The 18,018-nt window shown below is 64.3% G+C and carries 15 protein-coding genes; 9 read left to right on the top strand and 6 right to left on the bottom strand.

Annotated elements, in window-relative coordinates; genetic code table 11:
• Positions 1-9: 9 nt before the first annotated feature.
• Entirely contained in the window at positions 10-1,155 is a 1,146-nt protein-coding gene (locus LB538_RS21420; protein ID WP_224527950.1) for a citrate synthase family protein, read from the top strand.
• 252 nt (positions 1,156-1,407) lie between these two features.
• Here the strand turns inward: LB538_RS21420 and phaR are convergent, their stop codons facing one another.
• A complete protein-coding gene (phaR, locus tag LB538_RS21415) occupies positions 1,408-2,001 on the bottom strand; it encodes a polyhydroxyalkanoate synthesis repressor PhaR (RefSeq protein WP_095767308.1) in 594 nt (197 codons plus the stop codon).
• Between the two features lie 117 nt (positions 2,002-2,118).
• Entirely contained in the window at positions 2,119-2,325 is a 207-nt protein-coding gene (locus tag LB538_RS21410; protein ID WP_224527954.1) for a hypothetical protein, read from the bottom strand.
• Here LB538_RS21410 and LB538_RS21405 point away from each other — a divergent pair.
• The 6 genes from LB538_RS21405 (at position 2,306) to LB538_RS21380 (ending at position 10,397) form a co-directional block, all read left to right on the top strand.
• Positions 2,306-3,493 (top strand): acetyl-CoA C-acetyltransferase, encoded by a 1,188-nt coding sequence (locus LB538_RS21405; RefSeq protein ID WP_224527956.1) that lies wholly within the window; start codon positions 2,306-2,308, stop codon positions 3,491-3,493. The genes LB538_RS21410 and LB538_RS21405 overlap by 20 nt on opposite strands.
• Before the next feature lie 119 nt (positions 3,494-3,612).
• Entirely contained in the window at positions 3,613-4,335 is a 723-nt protein-coding gene (locus LB538_RS21400; RefSeq protein ID WP_224527958.1) for a beta-ketoacyl-ACP reductase, read from the top strand.
• Between the two features lie 719 nt (positions 4,336-5,054).
• Complete coding sequence (locus tag LB538_RS21395) at positions 5,055-8,363, top strand: helicase-related protein (protein ID WP_224528391.1); 3,309 nt, start codon at positions 5,055-5,057, stop codon at positions 8,361-8,363.
• Between the two features lie 151 nt (positions 8,364-8,514).
• Positions 8,515-8,901, top strand: a complete 387-nt coding sequence (locus LB538_RS21390) for an RNA-binding S4 domain-containing protein (protein ID WP_095767305.1) — start codon at positions 8,515-8,517, stop codon at positions 8,899-8,901.
• A gap of 202 nt (positions 8,902-9,103) precedes the next feature.
• Positions 9,104-9,442 (top strand): ferredoxin FdxA, encoded by a 339-nt coding sequence (fdxA, locus tag LB538_RS21385; RefSeq protein WP_095767304.1) that lies wholly within the window; start codon positions 9,104-9,106, stop codon positions 9,440-9,442.
• A 373-nt stretch (positions 9,443-9,815) separates the two neighbouring features.
• Complete coding sequence (locus tag LB538_RS21380) at positions 9,816-10,397, top strand: CarD family transcriptional regulator (RefSeq protein WP_040991750.1); 582 nt, start codon at positions 9,816-9,818, stop codon at positions 10,395-10,397.
• Between the two features lie 68 nt (positions 10,398-10,465).
• Here the strand turns inward: LB538_RS21380 and LB538_RS21375 are convergent, their stop codons facing one another.
• The 3 genes from LB538_RS21375 to LB538_RS21365 form a co-directional block, all read right to left on the bottom strand.
• A complete protein-coding gene (locus LB538_RS21375) occupies positions 10,466-11,242 on the bottom strand; it encodes an amino acid ABC transporter ATP-binding protein (RefSeq protein ID WP_224527960.1) in 777 nt (258 codons plus the stop codon).
• Entirely contained in the window at positions 11,239-11,919 is a 681-nt protein-coding gene (locus LB538_RS21370) for an ABC transporter permease subunit (RefSeq protein WP_140841602.1), read from the bottom strand. Before LB538_RS21370 ends, LB538_RS21375 begins: the two co-directional genes overlap by 4 nt.
• A gap of 160 nt (positions 11,920-12,079) precedes the next feature.
• Positions 12,080-12,853 carry an amino acid ABC transporter substrate-binding protein gene (locus tag LB538_RS21365; protein WP_095767302.1) on the bottom strand — a complete coding sequence of 258 codons (774 nt, stop codon included), beginning with the start codon at positions 12,851-12,853 and terminating at the stop codon, positions 12,080-12,082.
• Between the two features lie 302 nt (positions 12,854-13,155).
• Between LB538_RS21365 and LB538_RS21360 the strand changes: the two genes are divergently transcribed.
• Both LB538_RS21360 and LB538_RS21355 read left to right on the top strand, forming a co-directional pair.
• Positions 13,156-14,019: an RNA polymerase factor sigma-32 gene (locus tag LB538_RS21360; protein ID WP_095767541.1), complete on the top strand. Its 864-nt coding sequence runs from the start codon at positions 13,156-13,158 to the stop codon at positions 14,017-14,019.
• Positions 14,020-14,176: 157 nt separating this feature from the next.
• Positions 14,177-16,273 (top strand): caspase family protein, encoded by a 2,097-nt coding sequence (locus tag LB538_RS21355; RefSeq protein ID WP_224527962.1) that lies wholly within the window; start codon positions 14,177-14,179, stop codon positions 16,271-16,273.
• A 168-nt stretch (positions 16,274-16,441) separates the two neighbouring features.
• Here LB538_RS21355 and LB538_RS21350 read toward each other — a convergent pair whose 3' ends face one another.
• Positions 16,442-17,908, bottom strand: a complete 1,467-nt coding sequence (locus LB538_RS21350; protein WP_140841608.1) for a M48 family metalloprotease — start codon at positions 17,906-17,908, stop codon at positions 16,442-16,444.
• Between the last annotated feature and the right edge of the window lie 110 nt (positions 17,909-18,018).

Below are 18,018 nucleotides of genomic sequence, written 5' to 3'. Positions count from 1 at the left end.
AGGCGGCAAATGACGGAATGGCTGACCCGGGATGAGGCGCTGGAGCGGCTCAACGTCCGTCCGCAGACGCTTTATGCCTATGTCAGCCGCGGCCGCATCGGCATGAAGCCGGACGAAGCAGACCCGCGCCGCAGCCGGTACCGCGCCGACGACATCGCCGCGCTCGCCACGCGCCGCGACCGCGGAAGGAGCCCGCAGGCAATCGCCGAAAGCGCCATCGCCTGGGGCGAGCCGGCGATCCCCACGTCAATCTCCACGGTGCTGCATGGTCGTCTCATCTATCGCGGCAGGGACGCGGTGGAGCTTTCGGCGACGGCGACGCTCGAGGAGACCGCCGAACTGCTATGGGCTTCCGCCCGTCCGGTATCGTTCGCCGCGTTGACCCCTTCGGCCGCCCGGCAAAGCGGCACGCCCACCGCCTTCGCCAGGCTTTCGGCGCTCGCCGCCGGAGGCTGGTCATCGCTCGGACGCAGGCCGGCCATGCTGCAGCAGGACGGCGCCGCCGCGACCAGCGCGCTGGCAACCGCGCTCGGCGCGTCGCCGGGCTCCGAACCCGTGCATATCAGGCTGGCGCAGGGCTGGTCGGTGGAAGCCGCCGGCACCGATCTCATCCGCAAGGCGCTGGTGCTTTTGGCCGATCACGAGCTCAACGCCTCGACCTTCGCCGCCCGCGTCGCGGCCTCCACCGGCGCGCCGGTCGCCGCCTGCCTGCTCGCAGGCCTTGCGACGCTGACCGGCCCGCGCCATGGCGGCGCCGGCGCGGCGGCGATCACGCTTGTCGAGGATGCCGGGCGGCTGGGTCCGGACGAGGCGATTGCCCGCTGGCTCGCTCATGACCGGCCGCTGCCAAGCTTCGGCCACCCGCTCTACCCGGAAGGCGATCCGCGCGCGCAAGCGCTGCTGCCTGACCTGGAGATCGATGACGGGATCGTCCATCTTCGCGACGCCGTGCTCGCCGCGACCGGGCTGCATCCGAACATCGATTTTGCCCTGGCCGCGATGACGCGCAGCCTGCGCCTGCCGGCCGATGCACCGTTCCGCCTGTTCGCGCTCGGCCGCAGCGTCGGCTGGACGGCGCATGCCGTCGAACAGGTGACCAGCAACAGGCCGATCAGGCCCCGCGCCCGTTATGACGGGCCAATTAGCGTGGGATGATGACTTGCAGACTGGCCGGAACGCGTTTGAGGTCGTCATTCTAGGGCGGAGCAAGGAGCGAAGCGACGCGCGCAGACCCTAGAATCCATACCGTGACGCTAAGGCGTTGCAACGTTTACAGAATTCTGCACCGCTGCGCGCTACGGTGCGGTCACGGAATGGATCCTCGGGTCAAGCCCGAGGATGACGAAGGGATGGGCCTTTGCGCCAATCTCCTGCGTTCGCGACCGCCGCCAAACGGCGGCACACCCGTCAGGACATCGTGTCCAGCTTGCGCTGCATCGCCGCAATCTGCGCCTTCAATTCCTGGAGATCGTCGCCCTTCTCTTCCTTCTTCGCTGGCTCGGCGGCCGGCGCTGAATTGCCGCCGGCGGGCGGGAACGGCGTGAACATGCGCATGGCGTTCTGGAACATCTCGACATTGCGTCGCGTCTGTTCCTCGAGCGCCTTGATCGGCGTCTTCATCATGTCGATCGGCGTTTTCCCGAAGGTGCCCTTGAGCTGCTCGCGAAACCGCTCCTGCTCCTTGGAGAAGGCGATCATCGATTGTTCGAGGAAGCTCGGCACGATCATCTGCATCTGATCGCCGTAGAAGGAGATGAGTTGGCGCAGGAACGGGATCGGCAGCATGTTCTGCCCATCCTTGTTCTCCAGCTCGAAGATGATCTGCGTCAGCACCGGGTGCGTGATGTCGTCACCGGTCTTTGCGTCCTGGACCGTGAATTCCTCGCCCTTCTTGACCATCTCGGCCAAGTCCTCGAGCGTCACATAGGTGCTTGTGCCGGTATTGTAGAGCCGGCGATTGGCATACTTCTTGATGACGATCGGGTCGTCTTTTGCGGCCATCCGTATCCTCCCCAGGACACCGGCACCTCTAGGAGTAAGCGGCCGGTAACGATTGCGCCCTTTATCGAGGATACGCGCAAAAGCCTCACAATTCCAAGCGGTTTGTGCACTGCGGCATCAATTAATGCTGCAGGGCATGACAAAATTCGCCGCGCGGTCAACGTCATGTTGCCGCAACCGGCACGCGCTCTGCTTGCCGCGCATGGCGGCCATGCCCATTTCCGGTTTGACTCGGCTGCCTGAACCGGCAAGAAAGTCTTCAAGGATAGCCCAAAACACGACACCTCGAAGTCTGGAGAAGAAAATGTCCGCTTCCAATTCCATCGTCGTCGCCAGCGCCGCTCGCACCGCGGTCGGATCCTTCAACGGCAGTTTCGCCGCCACGCCGGCGCATGAACTCGGCGCCGTCGTCATCAGGGAATTGCTGGCGCGCGCGAACGTCGAGGCGGCGGAAGTCGACGAGGTCATCCTCGGCCAGGTGCTGACCGCCGCGCAGGGACAGAACCCGGCCCGCCAGGCCTCGATCAATGCCGGCCTGCCGAAGGAGACCACGGCCTGGGGCCTCAATCAGGTTTGCGGCTCGGGCCTGCGCGCCATCGCGCTCGGCATGCAGCAGATCGCCACCGGCGACGCCAAGGTGATCGTCGCCGGCGGCCAGGAATCGATGTCGATGTCGCCGCATGCCGAGCACCTGCGCGCCGGCGTCAAGATGGGCGACTACAAGATGATCGACACCATGATCAAGGACGGCCTGTGGGATGCCTTCAATGGCTACCATATGGGCAACACCGCCGAGAACGTCGCCCGCCAGTTCCAGATCACCCGCGAAACCCAGGACGAGTTCGCGCTCGCCTCGCAGAACAAGGCGGAGGCTGCGCAGAAGGCCGGCAAGTTCAAGGACGAGATCGTCGCCTTCACCATCAAGGGCAAGAAGGGTGACACAACAGTCGATCAGGACGAGTACATCCGGCACGGCGCGACGCTCGACGCCATGGCCAAGCTGAAGCCTGCTTTCGACAAGGACGGCACGGTCACCGCCGCCAACGCGTCGGGCATCAATGACGGCGCCGCCGGCGCGCTGCTGATGACCGAGGCCGAGGCCGTGCGGCGCGGCATCACCCCACTGGTGCGCATCGCCTCCTGGGCGACCGCCGGCGTCGATCCGGCAATCATGGGCACGGGGCCTATTCCCGCTTCGAAGCGGGCGCTGGAGAAGGCCGGCTGGTCGGTCAAGGACCTCGACCTCGTCGAGGCCAACGAGGCGTTCGCCGCGCAGGCCTGCGCCGTCAACAAGGGCATGGGCTGGGATCCCTCGATCGTCAACGTCAACGGCGGCGCCATCGCCATCGGCCATCCGATCGGCGCTTCGGGCGCCCGCGTCTTCAACACGCTGGTCTACGAGATGCGTCGCCGCGGCGCCAAGAAGGGCCTTGCCACGCTGTGCATCGGCGGCGGCATGGGCGTTGCAATGTGCGTGGAAGCGCTGAACTGAGCGAATAGCGAGGAGGGAGTAGCGAATAGGGAAAACGGCGTCGGCGCAGCAGGCTTCAATCCCCTACTCGCTATTCGCTACTCCCTACTCGCTCCTCCGATCAACAGGGAGGAGCACACATGACCAAAGTAGCAATCGTCACGGGCGGAACACGCGGCATCGGCGCGGCGATATCGGTCGCCTTGAAGACCGCCGGCTATTCGGTCGCGGCGAACTATGCCGGCAATGACGAGGCGGCCCAGAAATTCAAGGCCGAGACTGGTATCCCCGTCTACAAATGGTCGGTCGCCGACTACGAGGCCTGCGCCGCAGGCATCAAGCAGGTGGAGGCCGATCTCGGCCCGGTCTCCGTGCTGGTCAACAATGCCGGCATTACTCGCGACACCATGTTCCACAAGATGACGCCCGCACAGTGGAAGGAAGTGATCGACACCAACCTGTCCGGCGTCTTCAACATGACGCATCCTTTGTGGAGCGGCATGCGCGACCGCAAGTTCGGCCGCGTCATCATCATTTCCTCGATCAACGGCCAGAAGGGTCAGATGGGCCAGGTCAATTATTCGGCCTCGAAAGCCGGCGATATCGGCTTCACCAAGGCGCTGGCTCAAGAGGGGGCTCGCGCCGGCATTACCGTCAATGTCGTCTGCCCCGGCTACATCGCCACCGACATGGTCATGGCCGTGCCGGAAAAAGTACGGGAGTCGATCATCGCTCAGATCCCGGTCGGTCGCCTCGGCGAGCCGGAAGAGATCGCGCGCTGCGTCGCCTTCCTGGCTTCCGATGAGGCCGGCTTCATCACCGGCTCGACCATCTCCGCCAATGGCGGTCAGTATTTCGCCTGACATCCCAGTAGGTCGCCCGGCACCATTTGCCGCCAAAGGCGGCTCCGGCACCGGAGCCGCCTTTTTTGTTCGCCGGCAGGCGGCGCGACACCTTGCCTCAATTCGGCACGCAAAAGTTAACGGCCGCAGCCACGCTCTGTGCATAACCGCTGCGACAAGCTGTGAATCCTCGGTGGGCAAGCTGTGGATAACACCATATCTAGGGGTGAACAAACCAGGAAAACCGCCGGATCGCTGATTCGTCGCCGATTCGTTCCGGCTTTGGCCGGAAAGTTAACAGTGGACGGTGCAAACGTCACCGAACTCGTTAAAAGCGATTAAGAAAAATCAACAATTTCATAAACTTGAAGTCTGCCCTCGGGTCGGGGTCTGACCATTGCCCGGCAAAGGTTAACGACGGCCCGGGTCCGGCAGAGGCCAAGCAGGAATCGGGCCAATTCAGCGATTCAGCATGTGGTGAGACTCACCGTCAAAAAATCCACATATAGCCGTGAACAAACCCTGAATCAGAACGAGTCACCGATTCGTCGCTGATTCGTTCCAGACTCGTTCCAGCTGTTAACAAGCAGCCGATTTTGGCTGTCCCCTCCGGCATAGCCACTTCGCGAGGGAACATTCCGCTTTCGCTTCACGCCCGAAGTCCCTATGTGTCGCCTGTCACACGCGGCGGCAGCGCCGTGCTTCAGACTACGGGCGGCAGAAACCTTATTTCCGAGCCGATGAACATCCAGCCGAAACACTCCCACCCGCTGATCCTTTCGGGCCGCGACGTGACGGCCGTGCTGGGCCCGACCAACACCGGCAAGACGCATCTCGCCATCGAGCGCATGGTCGCGCATGAAACCGGTGTGATCGGCCTACCGCTGAGGCTGCTCGCCCGCGAGGTCTATGCGCGCGTCTGCGAGAAGGTCGGCGCCCACAAGGTGGCGCTGATCACCGGCGAGGAGAAGATCGTGCCCGCCGGCGCAAGATATTCGGTTTGCACCGTCGAGGCGATGCCGCGCGAGACCGACGCCGCCTTCGTCGCCATCGACGAGGTGCAGCTTGCCGGCGATCTCGAGCGCGGCCATATCTTCACCGATCGCATCCTGCATCTGCGCGGCCGCCAGGAGACGCTGCTCCTGGGCGCGGCCACCATGCATGGCATCCTGCAGCGCCTGTTGAAGGGCGTGTCGGTGGTGACGCGGCCGCGGCTCTCGCACCTTGCCTATGCCGGCTCGAAGAAGCTCACCCGGCTGCCGCGGCGCACGGCGATCGTCGCCTTCTCGGCCGACGAGGTCTATGCGATCGCCGAGCTGATCCGCCGCCAGCAGGGGGGTGCTGCCGTCGTGCTCGGCGCTCTTTCCCCGCGCACCCGAAACGCTCAGGTGGAGATCTTCCAGTCCGGCGACGTCGACTATCTCGTCGCCACCGACGCCATCGGCATGGGCCTGAACCTCGACCTCGATCACGTCGCCTTCGCTCAGAACCGCAAGTTCGACGGCTATCAATACCGCAACCTGACCGCCGCCGAGCTTGGCCAGATCGCCGGCCGCGCCGGCCGGCACCTGCGCGACGGGACGTTCGGCGTCACCGGCCAGGTCGACCCATTCGACGAGGAACTGGTCGCCAAGATTGAGGGACACGATTTCGATCCGGCGAAGGTGCTGCAGTGGCGCACCGCCGATTTCGACTTTTCCAGCCTCGATGCGCTGAAGCGCTCGATTGAGGCCAATGCGCCTGTCGAAGGGCTGACCCGCGCGTTGCCGGCGGTGGATGCGCAGGCACTGGAGCAGCTATCGCGCGACGGCGACATCCGCGGCTTGGCCACTGGCAAGGAGCGCGTGGCGCTGCTTTGGGAAGCCTGCGCGCTCCCCGACTATCGCAAGATCGCGCCGGCACAGCATGCCGATCTTATCGCCTCGATCTATATGGACCTTGCGCGTCACGGCCATGTCGATGAGAATTACATGGCCGAGCAAGTGCGGCGCGCCGACACGACGGAAGGCGATATCGACACGCTGTCGCACCGGATCGCGCAGATCCGCACTTGGACTTTCGTCTCCAACCGCCCCGGCTGGCTGGCCGATCAGCTACACTGGCAGGAAAAGACGCGCGAAATCGAAGACAGATTGTCGGATGCGCTGCATGAGCGGTTGACGAAACGCTTCGTAGACCGCAGGACTTCCGTCCTCATGCGGCGCCTTAGAGAAAATACCATGCCTGAAGCCGAAATCAGCCCGTCCGGAACCGTCCTCGTCGAAGGCCATCACGTCGGCGAGTTGCAGGGGTTCCGCTTCACCGCCGACCAGAGCGCCGGCGGCGAGGACGCCAAGGCGGTGCGCACCGCCGCCCAAAAGGCGCTCGCGGCCGAGTTCGAGGCGCGCGCCGAGCGCTTTGCCGCCTGCGCCAATGGCGACCTGGCTTTGGGCTCGGACGGTGTCCTGCGCTGGATCGGCGCGCCGATCGGCACGCTGGTCGCCGCCGACGAGGCGCTGAAGCCGCGCCTGGTTCTGCTTGCCGACGAGCAGCTGACCGGCCCCGCCCGCGACAAGGTCGCGGCGCGCGCCGAGCGTTTCGTCAATTTCCAGATCGAAACGCTTTTGAAGCCGCTGGTCGACCTGAAGAATGCCGACCAGCTCGCCGGCATCGCGCGCGGCATCGCCTTCCAGCTGGTCGAGCATTTCGGCCTGATCAATCGCCGCGACATCGCGGAGGAGATGAAGTCGCTCGACCAGGAAGGCCGCGCAGCGCTTCGCCGCCTCGGCGTCCGCTTCGGCGCCTACCATGTCTTCGTGCCGGCGCTGATCAAGCCGGCGCCGGCTGGCCTGGTGACGTTGCTGTGGGCGCTGAAGAACGACGGCAAGGACAAGCCCGGCTTCGGCGATGTGGTGCATGCGCTGGCTTCCGGCCGCACCTCGGTCGTTATCGACCCGGCCTTCGACAAGACCTTCTACAAGCTCGCCGGCTACCGCAATCTCGGCCGCCGCGCCGTGCGCGTCGATATCCTCGAGCGGCTTGCCGACCTCATCCGCCCGGCGACCAACTGGAAGCCCGGCCTCGGCCAGCGTCCGGACGGCGCCTATGACGGTCACGCCTTCATGGTGACGCCGCCGATGATGTCGATCCTCGGCGCCACGGCCGACGACATGGAGGAGATCCTGAAAGGTCTCGGCTATCGCTCGGAGGCCAAGCCGGCCGCCGAGGTTAAGGCGAAGCTCGACGCGCTGGACGACGCCGCCCGCGAAGCGGCCGCGGCCAAGCTCGCCGCGGATAATGCCGCGCGCGCCGCGCGGGAGGCAGAGGCACAAGCCGCGGCAACCGATACGGTCGCGGAGGCAACGGTCGAGAGCTCGGAGCCGGCTGCCGCCGAAGCTCCGGCCGAAGCCGTCGCGGAAGTGGCGGTGGAACCTGCCACGGCAGAGCCGGCAGAAGCTCCGGCCGCGGTTACGGAAGAGGCCGCAGCGGTGGAAGACGCCGCAGCGGTGGACATTGCGGCAGCGCCCGAGTCGGCCGAAAGCGCCGACGCTCTTACCTCCCCCCACCACCAGGTGGAGGGTAGTGCTGGCGGCGAGGCGCCAGCCGAAGCCGAGGAACCAAAACCTGTGCTCCTGTGGCGCCAGGCGCGTTTCGACCATCAGCGTCCGCGCCATCGCCACGACAACCGTCGCGACAATCGCCCGCGCGGCGCCCAGCCCGCACGCGAGACAGGCGCCGCAAGCGGTCAGCCCGGCGATCGGCCCGCCCAGGAAGGCCGCCGCGAGCAGCGCGAAGGCGCCGGCAAGCCGCGCTTCGACCGCTCGAAGTTCAAGCCGAGGCCCGAGACGGGCGACCGGCGTGAGGGCGCTGAACGGCGCGAAGGCAAGCCGCAAGGCGAACGCCGCGAAGGCCGGCCGGACTGGAAGGGCGGCAGGCAGGACGGCAAGGGCAACGCCCCGGGCGGCAAGCCAGCCTTCCAGGGCAAGCCGCGCGAGGAACGTCCGCAGCGCTTCGATCCGGATTCGCCCTTCGCCAAGCTCGCCGCCTTGCGCGACCAGCTGAAGAAATAGGCTAGAGCATGATCCCGAAAAGTGGGACCCGGTTTTCGGGCGAGATCATGCTCCATCAAAGAACCAGCATGATCCCGAACCGAAGGACCGCGTCAGCGAAAAGTGGGAACCGATTTTCGGATAAGATCATGCTCTACCAAAGCTAGCCGCGATGGTTGGAGAAGGCCGTCAACGCATCGACAAATGGCTGTTCTTCTCGCGCGCGGTGAAGTCGCGGTCCTTGGCGGCAAAGGTCGTCGTCGCGGGACGCGTCCGCATCAATCGCGACAAAGCAGCGCAGGCGTCGGATCTGGTCAAGCCCGGCGACGTGCTCACCATCATGCTCGAGCGCCGTATCCTCGTCTGGAAGGTGCTGAACTGTGGCGCCAGGCGCGGCCCGGCCGACGAGGCGCGGCTGCTTTACGAGGATCTGTCGCCGGCGCCGGCACCCAAAGGCGAGGCGGTTCCGGACGCCGTTCCAGCCTTGCGCGAGGCCGGCAGCGGCCGCCCGACCAAACGCGAGCGGCGGCAGACCGACCGGCTGCTCGGCGACGACTGAGATATAGCCGGGCCGCGGCACGGCTGCAGCAATTCCAGGAAAACTGCGCAACGGTTGGGCTGGAGGACTTGGCCGAAGCTTTCCGGCTGGAATTCCATTCCGCGACACCGGCTGCGCCTGCAATCCCTGCCCTTGCATGCGGCGGGCAAAGGCGTTACCTCAGCCGAAAAGCCCAGCAAAATGGGACGTTCCGGAGCCTGCAATGACCTATGTCGTGACCGACAATTGCATCAAATGCAAATATATGGACTGCATCGAGGTCTGTCCGGTCGACTGTTTCTACGAGGGCGAGAACATGCTCGTCATCCATCCTGACGAGTGCATCGACTGCGGCGTCTGCGAGCCCGAATGCCCGGCCGACGCGATCAAGCCGGACACCGAGGGCGGCCTCGACAAATGGTTGCAGATCAATTCCGAATACGCCGAGAAGTGGCCCAATATCACCGCCAAGAAGGAGCCGCCGGCGGACGCCAAGACCTTCGACGGCGAGACCGGCAAGTTCGAGAAATATTTCTCGGCGGAGCCCGGCGAAGGCGATTGATATAGCGGCCGGGAATACCGGCATGACGCGGCGTAACCGGACCGATACAATTGCTGTCTTGACGGGCAGCGCTGCCGCTTGGCGTTAGCGAATGCAGCAAAACCTTGATTCTTCCGACTTTTTGTGTTACATCAACGAAACATGCCGGTGACACAACGTCGATTTATGGCGCTAACGCCCCAAATCACTGAAAGGTGAGCTTTTAGATCCGGACCAGAGCGATCTGGGGCAGGCGGTCGCATTCGTGCGATATGCCGGCCCTTGGCTTTTCCGGTGGGTTCATCCTGTTGCGCGGCTAACGGTCGGCTTTGCCGACCTCGTGGGTTCGAGCCGGCATGATGCCGGCTGCACAACTTAAGGAGTTCAGGGCGTAATGGCAACGATCACCCCGCAGAAGAAGTCCAACGCGGCTCGTCACGGGTTCAAGACCGGCGAATTCATCGTCTATCCGGCGCATGGCGTCGGCCAGATCGTGGCGATCGACGAGCAGGAAGTTGCGGGTCACAAGCTAGAACTGTTCGTCATCGATTTCCAGAAGGACAAGATGCGGCTGAAGGTGCCGGTCGCCAAGGCGACCTCGATCGGCATGCGCAAGCTGTCGGAAGAGGATTATGTCGACCGCGCGCTGAAGGTCGTGCAGGGCCGCGCCCGCATCAAGCGCACCATGTGGTCGCGCCGCGCCCAGGAATATGACGCCAAGATCAACTCGGGCGACCTGATCTCGATCTCGGAAGTTGTGCGCGACCTCTACCGCGCCGACAACCAGCCGGAGCAGTCCTATTCCGAGCGCCAGCTCTACGAAGCCGCGCTCGACCGCATGGCCCGCGAGATCGCCGCGGTGAACCGCATGTCGGAGACCGAGGCGGTGCGCCTCATCGAGGTCAACCTCAACAAGGGTCCGAAGCGCGGCGCCAAGGCCGACAACGAGGAAGCCGAGCAGGAAGAAGCTGCCTGAGCTTTTTCGCTTTTGAGTTTACGAAGAACCCGGCGTCGCGCCGGGTTTTTTGTTTCTGGTACCCAATTCTACACCCCGCTGCCGCCTTCCCTCTGCGCCTCCTCTTGCCTGAGCGAGGCGATGAAGCGCTTGGTTCGCTCGCGCTCCGGATTGTCGAACACGACCGAAGCCGGGCCTTTCTCGACGATCGAGCCGGCGTCCAGAAACACCACCTCCTGCGCGATCTTGGAGGCGAGCCTGAGATCATGCGTGGCCATCACCATGGTCGTGCCTTCGCGTGCGAGCTGTCCGAGCACGTCTACTACCTCCTGCGCCAGTTCCGGATCGAGCGCAGAGGTCGGTTCGTCGCAGAGCAGCACGCGCGGCGACGGCGCCAGCGCCCGGGCGATCGCCACGCGCTGCTGCTGGCCGCCGGACAGAGTCGCCGGCCAGGCGTCGGCCTTTTCCGCCATGCCGACCTTTTCGAGCAGCGCCATCGCCCGCTCGCGCGCCCTTGGCTCAGGCCATTTCAGCACCGTCACCAGTCCTTCCATGACATTCTCGATCGCTGTGCGATGCGGGAAAAGCTGAAAATTCTGGAACACCATGCCGGTCTGCAGGCGGATGCGCTGGATATGCTTGGCCGGCACCTTGCCACCCGGATGGAACGCAAGCGTCTCGTCGCCGATGCGCAGGGACCCGGACGTCGGGATTTCCAACAGGTTGATGCAGCGTAAGAGCGTGCTTTTGCCGCCGCCGGAAGGGCCGACCAGCGCAGTCACGCTGCCCTCGTCGAGGGTGACGGTCACGCCCTTCAGCACAAGATTGTCGCCGAAGCGCTTTTCGATGTTGCTGAGGCCGATCATGCGTTGGCCTCCAGGAACCCGCCATAGCGGTTTAGCCGCACTTCCAGCCGCGCCTGCAGCGCCGACAGAACCGAGCTCAACGCGAGATAGAGCGCGGCCGCTTCGACATAGAGGATCAGCGGCTCATAGGTGGTCGCGACGATGCGCTGCGCGGCCTGGAACATCTCGGGCACCGTGATTGCCGCCGCCAGCGAGGTATCCTTGACCAGCGAGATGAAGGTGTTGGAAAGCGGCGGGACAGCAACGCGGCCCGCCTGTGGGAGGATGGTGCGCCGCATCGCCTGGCTCCAGGTCATGCCGATCGAATAGGAAGCTTCCCACTGCCCCTTCGGCACCGAGCCGATGACGGCCCGGATGATCTCAGACGTATAGGCGCCGATGTTGAGCGTGAAGCCTATCAGAGCGGCGGGAAAGGCATCGAGCAGAATGCCGACCGACGGCAGGCCGTAGAAGATCAGGAACAACTGAACGAGCAGCGGCGTGCCGCGAAAAATCCAGACATAGAAGCGCACCATCGCGACCAGCGGCTTCGGGCCGAACAGCCGGATCAGCGCCGTCACCAGTCCGGCGATGAGCCCAAGCGCGAAGGACAGGAGCGTCAGCGGCACGGTGAAGATCAGCGCCGCCCACAACAGCGTCGGCAACGATTCCAGCATCAATTGCAGCCAGTGCGGCACGAAGCGCTTCTCCCTTCCAGATACGGCGGCGCGTCCCCCGTATGGACCGACTATCATGCAAAACCCGGCGGGCCGTCAAAGACGACCCCGATGAATGCCGTGCAAAAACAGCGGGCCGTCGAAGACGGCCCGCCGGTATCCGAGCAAGGAGACGATTGCCTTACTTCGAAACGTCCTGGCCGAAATACTTGTCGGCGATCTTCTGGTAGGTGCCGTCGGCCTTGATGTCGGCCAGCGCCTTGTTGATGGCCGCGACCAGCTCCGGATCCCCCTTGCGCACGATCACGCCGGAATAATCGGCATTCTCTTCCTGCGCCGCGATCTTCACATTGGCGTCCGGCTTGTGCTTCTTGAAATCGAGGAAGGACAGGCTGTCATTGATCGTGGCGTCGGCGCGGCCGGTGAGCAGAAGCTGGATCGACTGGTCGAACCCGTCGGTGCCGACGAGCTCGGCGCCGTTCTTCTCGGCGAGCTTGCCGAAATTGGAGGTCAGCGACTGCGCCGACTTCTTGCCCTTGAGATCGGCGAAGGTCTTGATGTCGGTGTTGTCGCCGCGCACGATCAGCACCGCCTTCGAGGCGATGTAGGGATCGGAGAAATCATACTTGGCCTTGCGCGCATCGGTGATGCCGACCTCGTTGATGACGGCGTCGTAGCGGTTGGCGTCGAGGCCGGCGATCAGGCCGTCCCACTTGCCTTCAAGGAACTGAACCTTGACGCCGAGCTTGTCGCCGATGGCCTTGGCGATCTCGACGTCGAAGCCGACCAGCGCGTTGGACTCATCGTGATAGGTGAAGGGCGCATAGGTGCCCTCAGTGCCTACCTTGAGCACCCCGGCCTGCTTGATCTGGTCGAGATTGGCGCCGGCATAGCCGGCGGTGATCGCCAGAACCTGCAGCGTTCCGGCGAGAAGAAGCGGTTTGAGCCATTTCATTTTTCTGTGATCCCGTTTTGACCGGTGTCCCGGCGCGACTGTGCGAGCCGCAAACTGGCAGATAGAAGGCTGCAAAATAAAGAACCAGATTTCAAAAATCGGCTCTGCCAGAAATCTGATTCTCTAAACCGCCGAGAATTCACCAGAAGGCTTCCCGGCAGATACAGAATGCTTCCGTCGGCACCATCTACCCGCCTCGGGCGGCGGAACCATCCATGCGCCTGACACGTTGCATGGCTGTTGTAGGGCGCGGCGGCATCTTTTCAACCGCTATACGCGCAATCGTCGCAAAAGGAGCCGGCATGATCGAAGACGCGGCAGGACGGACATTGGTCCGGGCGGCAATGAAGGCTCCATACCTCGAGCGCGACGAGGAGCATGTCCTTGCGCTTCGTTGGAAGGAAGAGAACGACCAGCATGCGCTGCACAGGATCACTGTCGCCCATATGCGCCTTGTGATCTCCATGGCCTCGAAATTTCGCCATTACGGCCTGCCGCTCGGCGATCTCATTCAGGAGGGGCATGTCGGCCTGCTCGAGGCGGCCGCCCGTTTCGAACCCGCGCGCGAAGTACGCTTCTCGACCTATGCCACCTGGTGGATCCGCGCCTCGATGCAGGATTACATCCTGCGCAACTGGTCGATCGTACGCGGCGGCACCAGTTCCGCGCAGAAGGCGCTGTTCTTCAATCTCAGGCGTCTGCGCGCGCGCCTCGCCAACGGCGCCGAGCCTCTCTCCAATGCCTCGCTCTACCGCGAGGTCTCGGCGGCGCTGGGCGTGCCGGAGGCCGACGTGGCGATGATGGATTCGCGCCTGTCTTCCCCCGACAGCTCGCTCAACGCGCCTTTGGCCGACGAGAACGGCGCTGCCGAGCGGATGGATTTCCTGGTTTCCGAAGATCCGCTTCCCGACGAGATCGTCGGCGAGAGGATCGACGTCCAGCGCCGCGCTATCTGGCTGCGGAGCGCGCTCGGCGCGCTCAATGCCCGGGAGCTCCGCATCATCGAGGAGCGCAGGCTGAGCGATGACGGCGCCACGCTGGAATCGCTTGGCGAACAGCTCGGCATCTCCAAGGAGCGCGTCCGCCAGATCGAGGCCCGCGCCATGGAAAAGCTGAAGCTGGCGCTGGTGAAGCAAAACCCTGAATTCCTGGCGGAAGCCGCCTGAAGTCAGTCCGGGACCAAACTCAAAGATAAGAAATAACACGCCGTCATCGGGGCCATTTTTCCTCGATGATAAACTAGGATTGTGAGCTCTTTAACAGACTGTTGCGCCGCAATCGGCTTTTTGACTCCTCCAGATCACACCACATGGGGGATTTGCCATGCTGCGATGCTGCGCGCTGATTGCACTCTTGATCCTCGTGGGTCTCACGACGTTTCAAGCGCATGCCGAGCGAAGGGTTGCCCTTGTGGTCGGCAATTCGCAATACCGCGAAATCCCGGCGCTCAAGAATCCGGACAAGGACGCAGAAAACGTATCGAGGACATTCCGGCTGGCCGGCTTCGAGGTGTTCGCCGCCAAGGACCTGACCAAGCTTCAGTTCGAAGAGCGGTTCCGCAACTATCTGGCGGCGGCGGACGGCGCCGATCTGGCGGTCGTCTATTATTCGGGGCACGGCTTCCAGATCGGCGGAGAGAATTTCCTGATCCCGGTCGATGCGTCGCTGAAAGATGCGGCCGACATGGAGGTCCAGGCCATCAAGGTCGACGACATATTGCGGCAGCTGCGCTCGAGATCGAAAGTCCAGATGATCATCCTCGACGCTTGCCGCAACGATCCTTTCCCGCGCAAGGACTATTGGCTGCGCGACCAGTTGATCGTCGCCGGCGGCAGCGGCCTTGCGCAGGTAACGGGTTCGCAGAACACGCTGATTGCCTTTGCCACCGAGCCGGGGGCGGTCGCCTATGACGGGTCCGGCGACCTCAGCCCGTTTTCGTCGTCCTTCTCCCGCCGTGCGCTGGCGCCGGGCCAGGAGATACGCTCGGTGATGGCGGCCGTCCGCCGCGACGTGGTCAAGGCCACCAACGGCAAGCAGGTTCCGTGGGAGAACTCCTCGCTGATCGACGACGTCGTGCTGATGCGCGGGGCGGAGCAACCGGCGCCGCCGCCGGAAGCTGAGCAGGACCAGCAGACGGCGGAACGCGGAATCCAGGTGGCCGACGCCGCCGAAGCGATTGGACGTCGCGATATCCAGGTCCCGCTCGGCGTCGGTCCGGTTCCGCTGAAACTGGAGCTTCCGGCCAAGGATGCCTCTATCAGCCTCAAGCTTGCGAGCTACCCGGCGGCCGGCACGCTGTCCCTGCCCGACCGTGTCCTTTCGCCGCAATCGAGGTTGACGGCCGCCGAGGTCGACAAACTGCGCTACGAGCCGCAGATCGGTTCGGTCGCGCCCGTCGAAGTCGGCTTCGATATCCGCGCGGGCAGCGCCGCGAAGCGATCGACGATGCAACTCTCGCCGAGCGTCGACCCTTGCGACCAAGCCGCCGGCGAGCCGCTCGACCTGCAGGGCGTTGTCTCGGGCCGCTTGCCGAACGAGATCGGCGGCGGAGCTGTCGAAGCTTGCGAGGCGGCGGTGAAGTCCTATCCCGACATTGCGCGCTTCCGCTACGAGTTGGGGCGGGCACTGCTGGCGTCGGGCCGGATCGACGAAGCCAGGAATGTGATCCAGGAGGCGGCCGATAAGGGGCACGTCCGTGCCGTGTACGAGCTCGGCTACATCGCCGCATCCGGAATGAGCGCGGCTCCGGATTTGACCAAAGCCAACAGCCTCTATGCACAGGCGTCGGACAAGGGAGATCCCTACGGCATGACTGCCTTGGGGCGCGCTTTGTTCGACGGTGTCGGCGTCCAGCGCGACACCGGCAAGGGACTGGACCTGCTGCTCCAGGCAGCGGCGATGGGGCATGTCGATGCCACCAAGGACCTTGCGGTGATCTTCAAGGAAGGCCGCAACGGCGTGCCCGCCGACCCGGCCCGCGCCTTGGCTTTCCTCCGAGCCGGCATCGACCGGCAGGAGGCTTATTCGATGGCCATTCTCGGTCTCTCGCCCAAGCGAAGCGAAAAGACGGTCCCGGTGTGCAAGCCCAAGGTGGTGACCAAAGTGGTCACGAAGATAAAGGTGGTCCGTACCCCCGCGCCAAAAGCGCCGCCACCGGTCACCAAGATACCGGCCAAGCGCATACCGAACGGCACCGGATCGGCATCTTGGCGTGGCAATGGCGGCGATCACCCCGAGCCCCGCGGCGGCGGATCTGACAGCGGCAGCACCGACGGTGACAGCACCGGCAGCACCGACACTGGAAGCACCGGCAGCACTGACTCCGGCAGCACCGGCAGCACTGATTCCGGCGGCACCGGCAGCACTGATTCCGGCGGCACTGATACTGGCAGCACCGGCGGCTCTGACGGGATCAGATAGCGGCATCGATGGCGTGGACGCAGCCAGCCGAACGGCAGCGTCGAGAGAGCATGATCCCGATAAGTGGGAACCGGTTTCGGACGACATCATGCTCCAACAAGGATCGTGATGGCGATTCAACGAAACGCCGTCACCATCAAGCGGCCGCCGGAAAGCGGGGTGTCGGTCTTATTTGTCGGTGACGATCTTGACCTTGTCGCCGGACGACACAGTCGCGCCCGGCGACATGGCGTTGAGCACGCGGAACAGATCGAGCTTGCGGTCGACGCCGACCATCTGCGCGGCAAGCGAGCCCATGGTCTGGCCGGCCTGGACGGTGACGACCCTGATATGCAGCGGCTTCAGCGCCGCCTTCTCGGCCGGGCTCAGCACGCGGAAGGAGCCACTGACCGAGCGCGCCACAGGGTCCAGCGAAGTGCTGGCCGAGGGCGCGGCCGTCAGCAGCCTGTAGACCTGCCCACCGGCCCGGATCACCGCGATGTCGAACTGCCAGCCTTGCGCGCTGGCATGCGCCGTCGCCGCATCGTTGCCGTTGATCGTGTCCTGGCGCACGCTGGCGTCTTCCAGCCCCGCTACCCAGCCGCTGCGGATGTAATCGGTGAGCGAGACGGACTTGTCGATCGCCACGCCGTCGAAGCGGATGGCGATGTCGCCCGGCCCGGTCGCCGTCACGGCGGCCGCCGAATTGTCGATGACGAAACCGTCCGGCACGGTAAACGAGACGCCGAGATTGGGATGCATGAAGGTCTGGCCGCGCACATAGCCTTCTTCCGGCGTGTCGCCGTAAAGCAGGCCGTCTATGCCGGCCAGAAATGCGTCGCGGTCGCGCGTGCCGACGCCCGGCGGGCCGAAATTGCGCGCCAGCCGCTGCGCCAGCTCGATACGCTGCGGCGTGTTCGGGTGCGTCGCCAGGAAGTCGAGGCTGGCGTCGGTGGCGCCGCTCACCGAGCGGAAATCCGTATAGGCCGACATCGACTGCAGGAAGCGGCCGGCGGCATAGGGATCATAGCCCGCCTCGCCGATCGACTTGATGCCGATGGCGTCGGCCTGCAGTTCCTGGTTGCGCGAGAATTGCGCAAGCCTGAGCTTGCCGCGGATCAGCGCCGCCTTGGCGGTCGGGCTGTCGCCGAGCACATCGGAAACCACCTTGGTCGCCAGGCCCTCCTCGGCTTCGAGCTGCTGCCGCTGCAGGCCGTGATTCGCGGTGACGTGCCCCATCTCATGCGCGATGACGGCGGCAAGCTCGGAGGAATCGTTGGCCAGCGCCAGCAGGCCCCGCGTCACATAGAGATAGCCGCCCGGCAGCGCGAAGGCGTTGACATTGGGCGAGTTGAGGATGGTTATGCGATAGGTCTGGGTCGGGTTGGCCGACACCACCGTCAGATTGCCGACGACCTTGGCCACCATGCGTTCGAGCTTTGGGTCGGAATATTCGCCGCCATAGGTGGCGAGAATCCGCGGGTGCTGCGCCTTCGCCATCTCTGCGAGCTTGGCGTTGGCCACGACATTGTCGACGGTGATCGGCTTGTCGGAAGGTTGGAAGCCGCTCTCCTGCACGTCCGGCGGCGTGAACATCTGGCAGCTCGCCAGCACGGCGACGCTCGCCAGCGCGAGAAATCGTGCCAGCGGCTTCATCCACACCTTCTCAGCGCCGCTCGACAGGTCGGCTTCCTTTCCAAATCTTTCGGCAAATCACGGTCCATCCGGACCAGCATGGCCGGACCTAGCCATACTCCCCCGGACAA

It is taken from the genome of Mesorhizobium sp. Ca11, from assembly GCF_020165275.1.
Classification (GTDB): Bacteria; Pseudomonadota; Alphaproteobacteria; order Rhizobiales; family Rhizobiaceae; genus Mesorhizobium.
This window is presented reverse-complemented; position numbering and strand designations above follow the sequence as displayed.

Bases quoted from the DNA above. Each gene is read 5' to 3' on its own strand.
- LB538_RS21420 (WP_224527950.1), top strand. From the start codon at position 10: ATGACGGAATGGCTGACCCGGGATGAGGCGCTGGAGCGGCTCAACGTC.
- phaR (WP_095767308.1), bottom strand. From the start codon at position 2,001: ATGGCCGCAAAAGACGACCCGATCGTCATCAAGAAGTATGCCAATCGC.
- LB538_RS21405 (WP_224527956.1), top strand. From the start codon at position 2,306: ATGTCCGCTTCCAATTCCATCGTCGTCGCCAGCGCCGCTCGCACCGCG.
- LB538_RS21410 (WP_224527954.1), bottom strand. From the start codon at position 2,325: ATGGAATTGGAAGCGGACATTTTCTTCTCCAGACTTCGAGGTGTCGTG.
- LB538_RS21400 (WP_224527958.1), top strand. From the start codon at position 3,613: ATGACCAAAGTAGCAATCGTCACGGGCGGAACACGCGGCATCGGCGCG.
- LB538_RS21395 (WP_224528391.1), top strand. From the start codon at position 5,055: ATGAACATCCAGCCGAAACACTCCCACCCGCTGATCCTTTCGGGCCGC.
- LB538_RS21390 (WP_095767305.1), top strand. From the start codon at position 8,515: ATGGTTGGAGAAGGCCGTCAACGCATCGACAAATGGCTGTTCTTCTCG.
- fdxA (WP_095767304.1), top strand. From the start codon at position 9,104: ATGACCTATGTCGTGACCGACAATTGCATCAAATGCAAATATATGGAC.
- LB538_RS21380 (WP_040991750.1), top strand. From the start codon at position 9,816: ATGGCAACGATCACCCCGCAGAAGAAGTCCAACGCGGCTCGTCACGGG.
- LB538_RS21375 (WP_224527960.1), bottom strand. From the start codon at position 11,242: ATGATCGGCCTCAGCAACATCGAAAAGCGCTTCGGCGACAATCTTGTG.
- LB538_RS21365 (WP_095767302.1), bottom strand. From the start codon at position 12,853: ATGAAATGGCTCAAACCGCTTCTTCTCGCCGGAACGCTGCAGGTTCTG.
- LB538_RS21360 (WP_095767541.1), top strand. From the start codon at position 13,156: ATGATCGAAGACGCGGCAGGACGGACATTGGTCCGGGCGGCAATGAAG.
- LB538_RS21355 (WP_224527962.1), top strand. From the start codon at position 14,177: ATGCTGCGATGCTGCGCGCTGATTGCACTCTTGATCCTCGTGGGTCTC.
- LB538_RS21350 (WP_140841608.1), bottom strand. From the start codon at position 17,908: ATGAAGCCGCTGGCACGATTTCTCGCGCTGGCGAGCGTCGCCGTGCTG.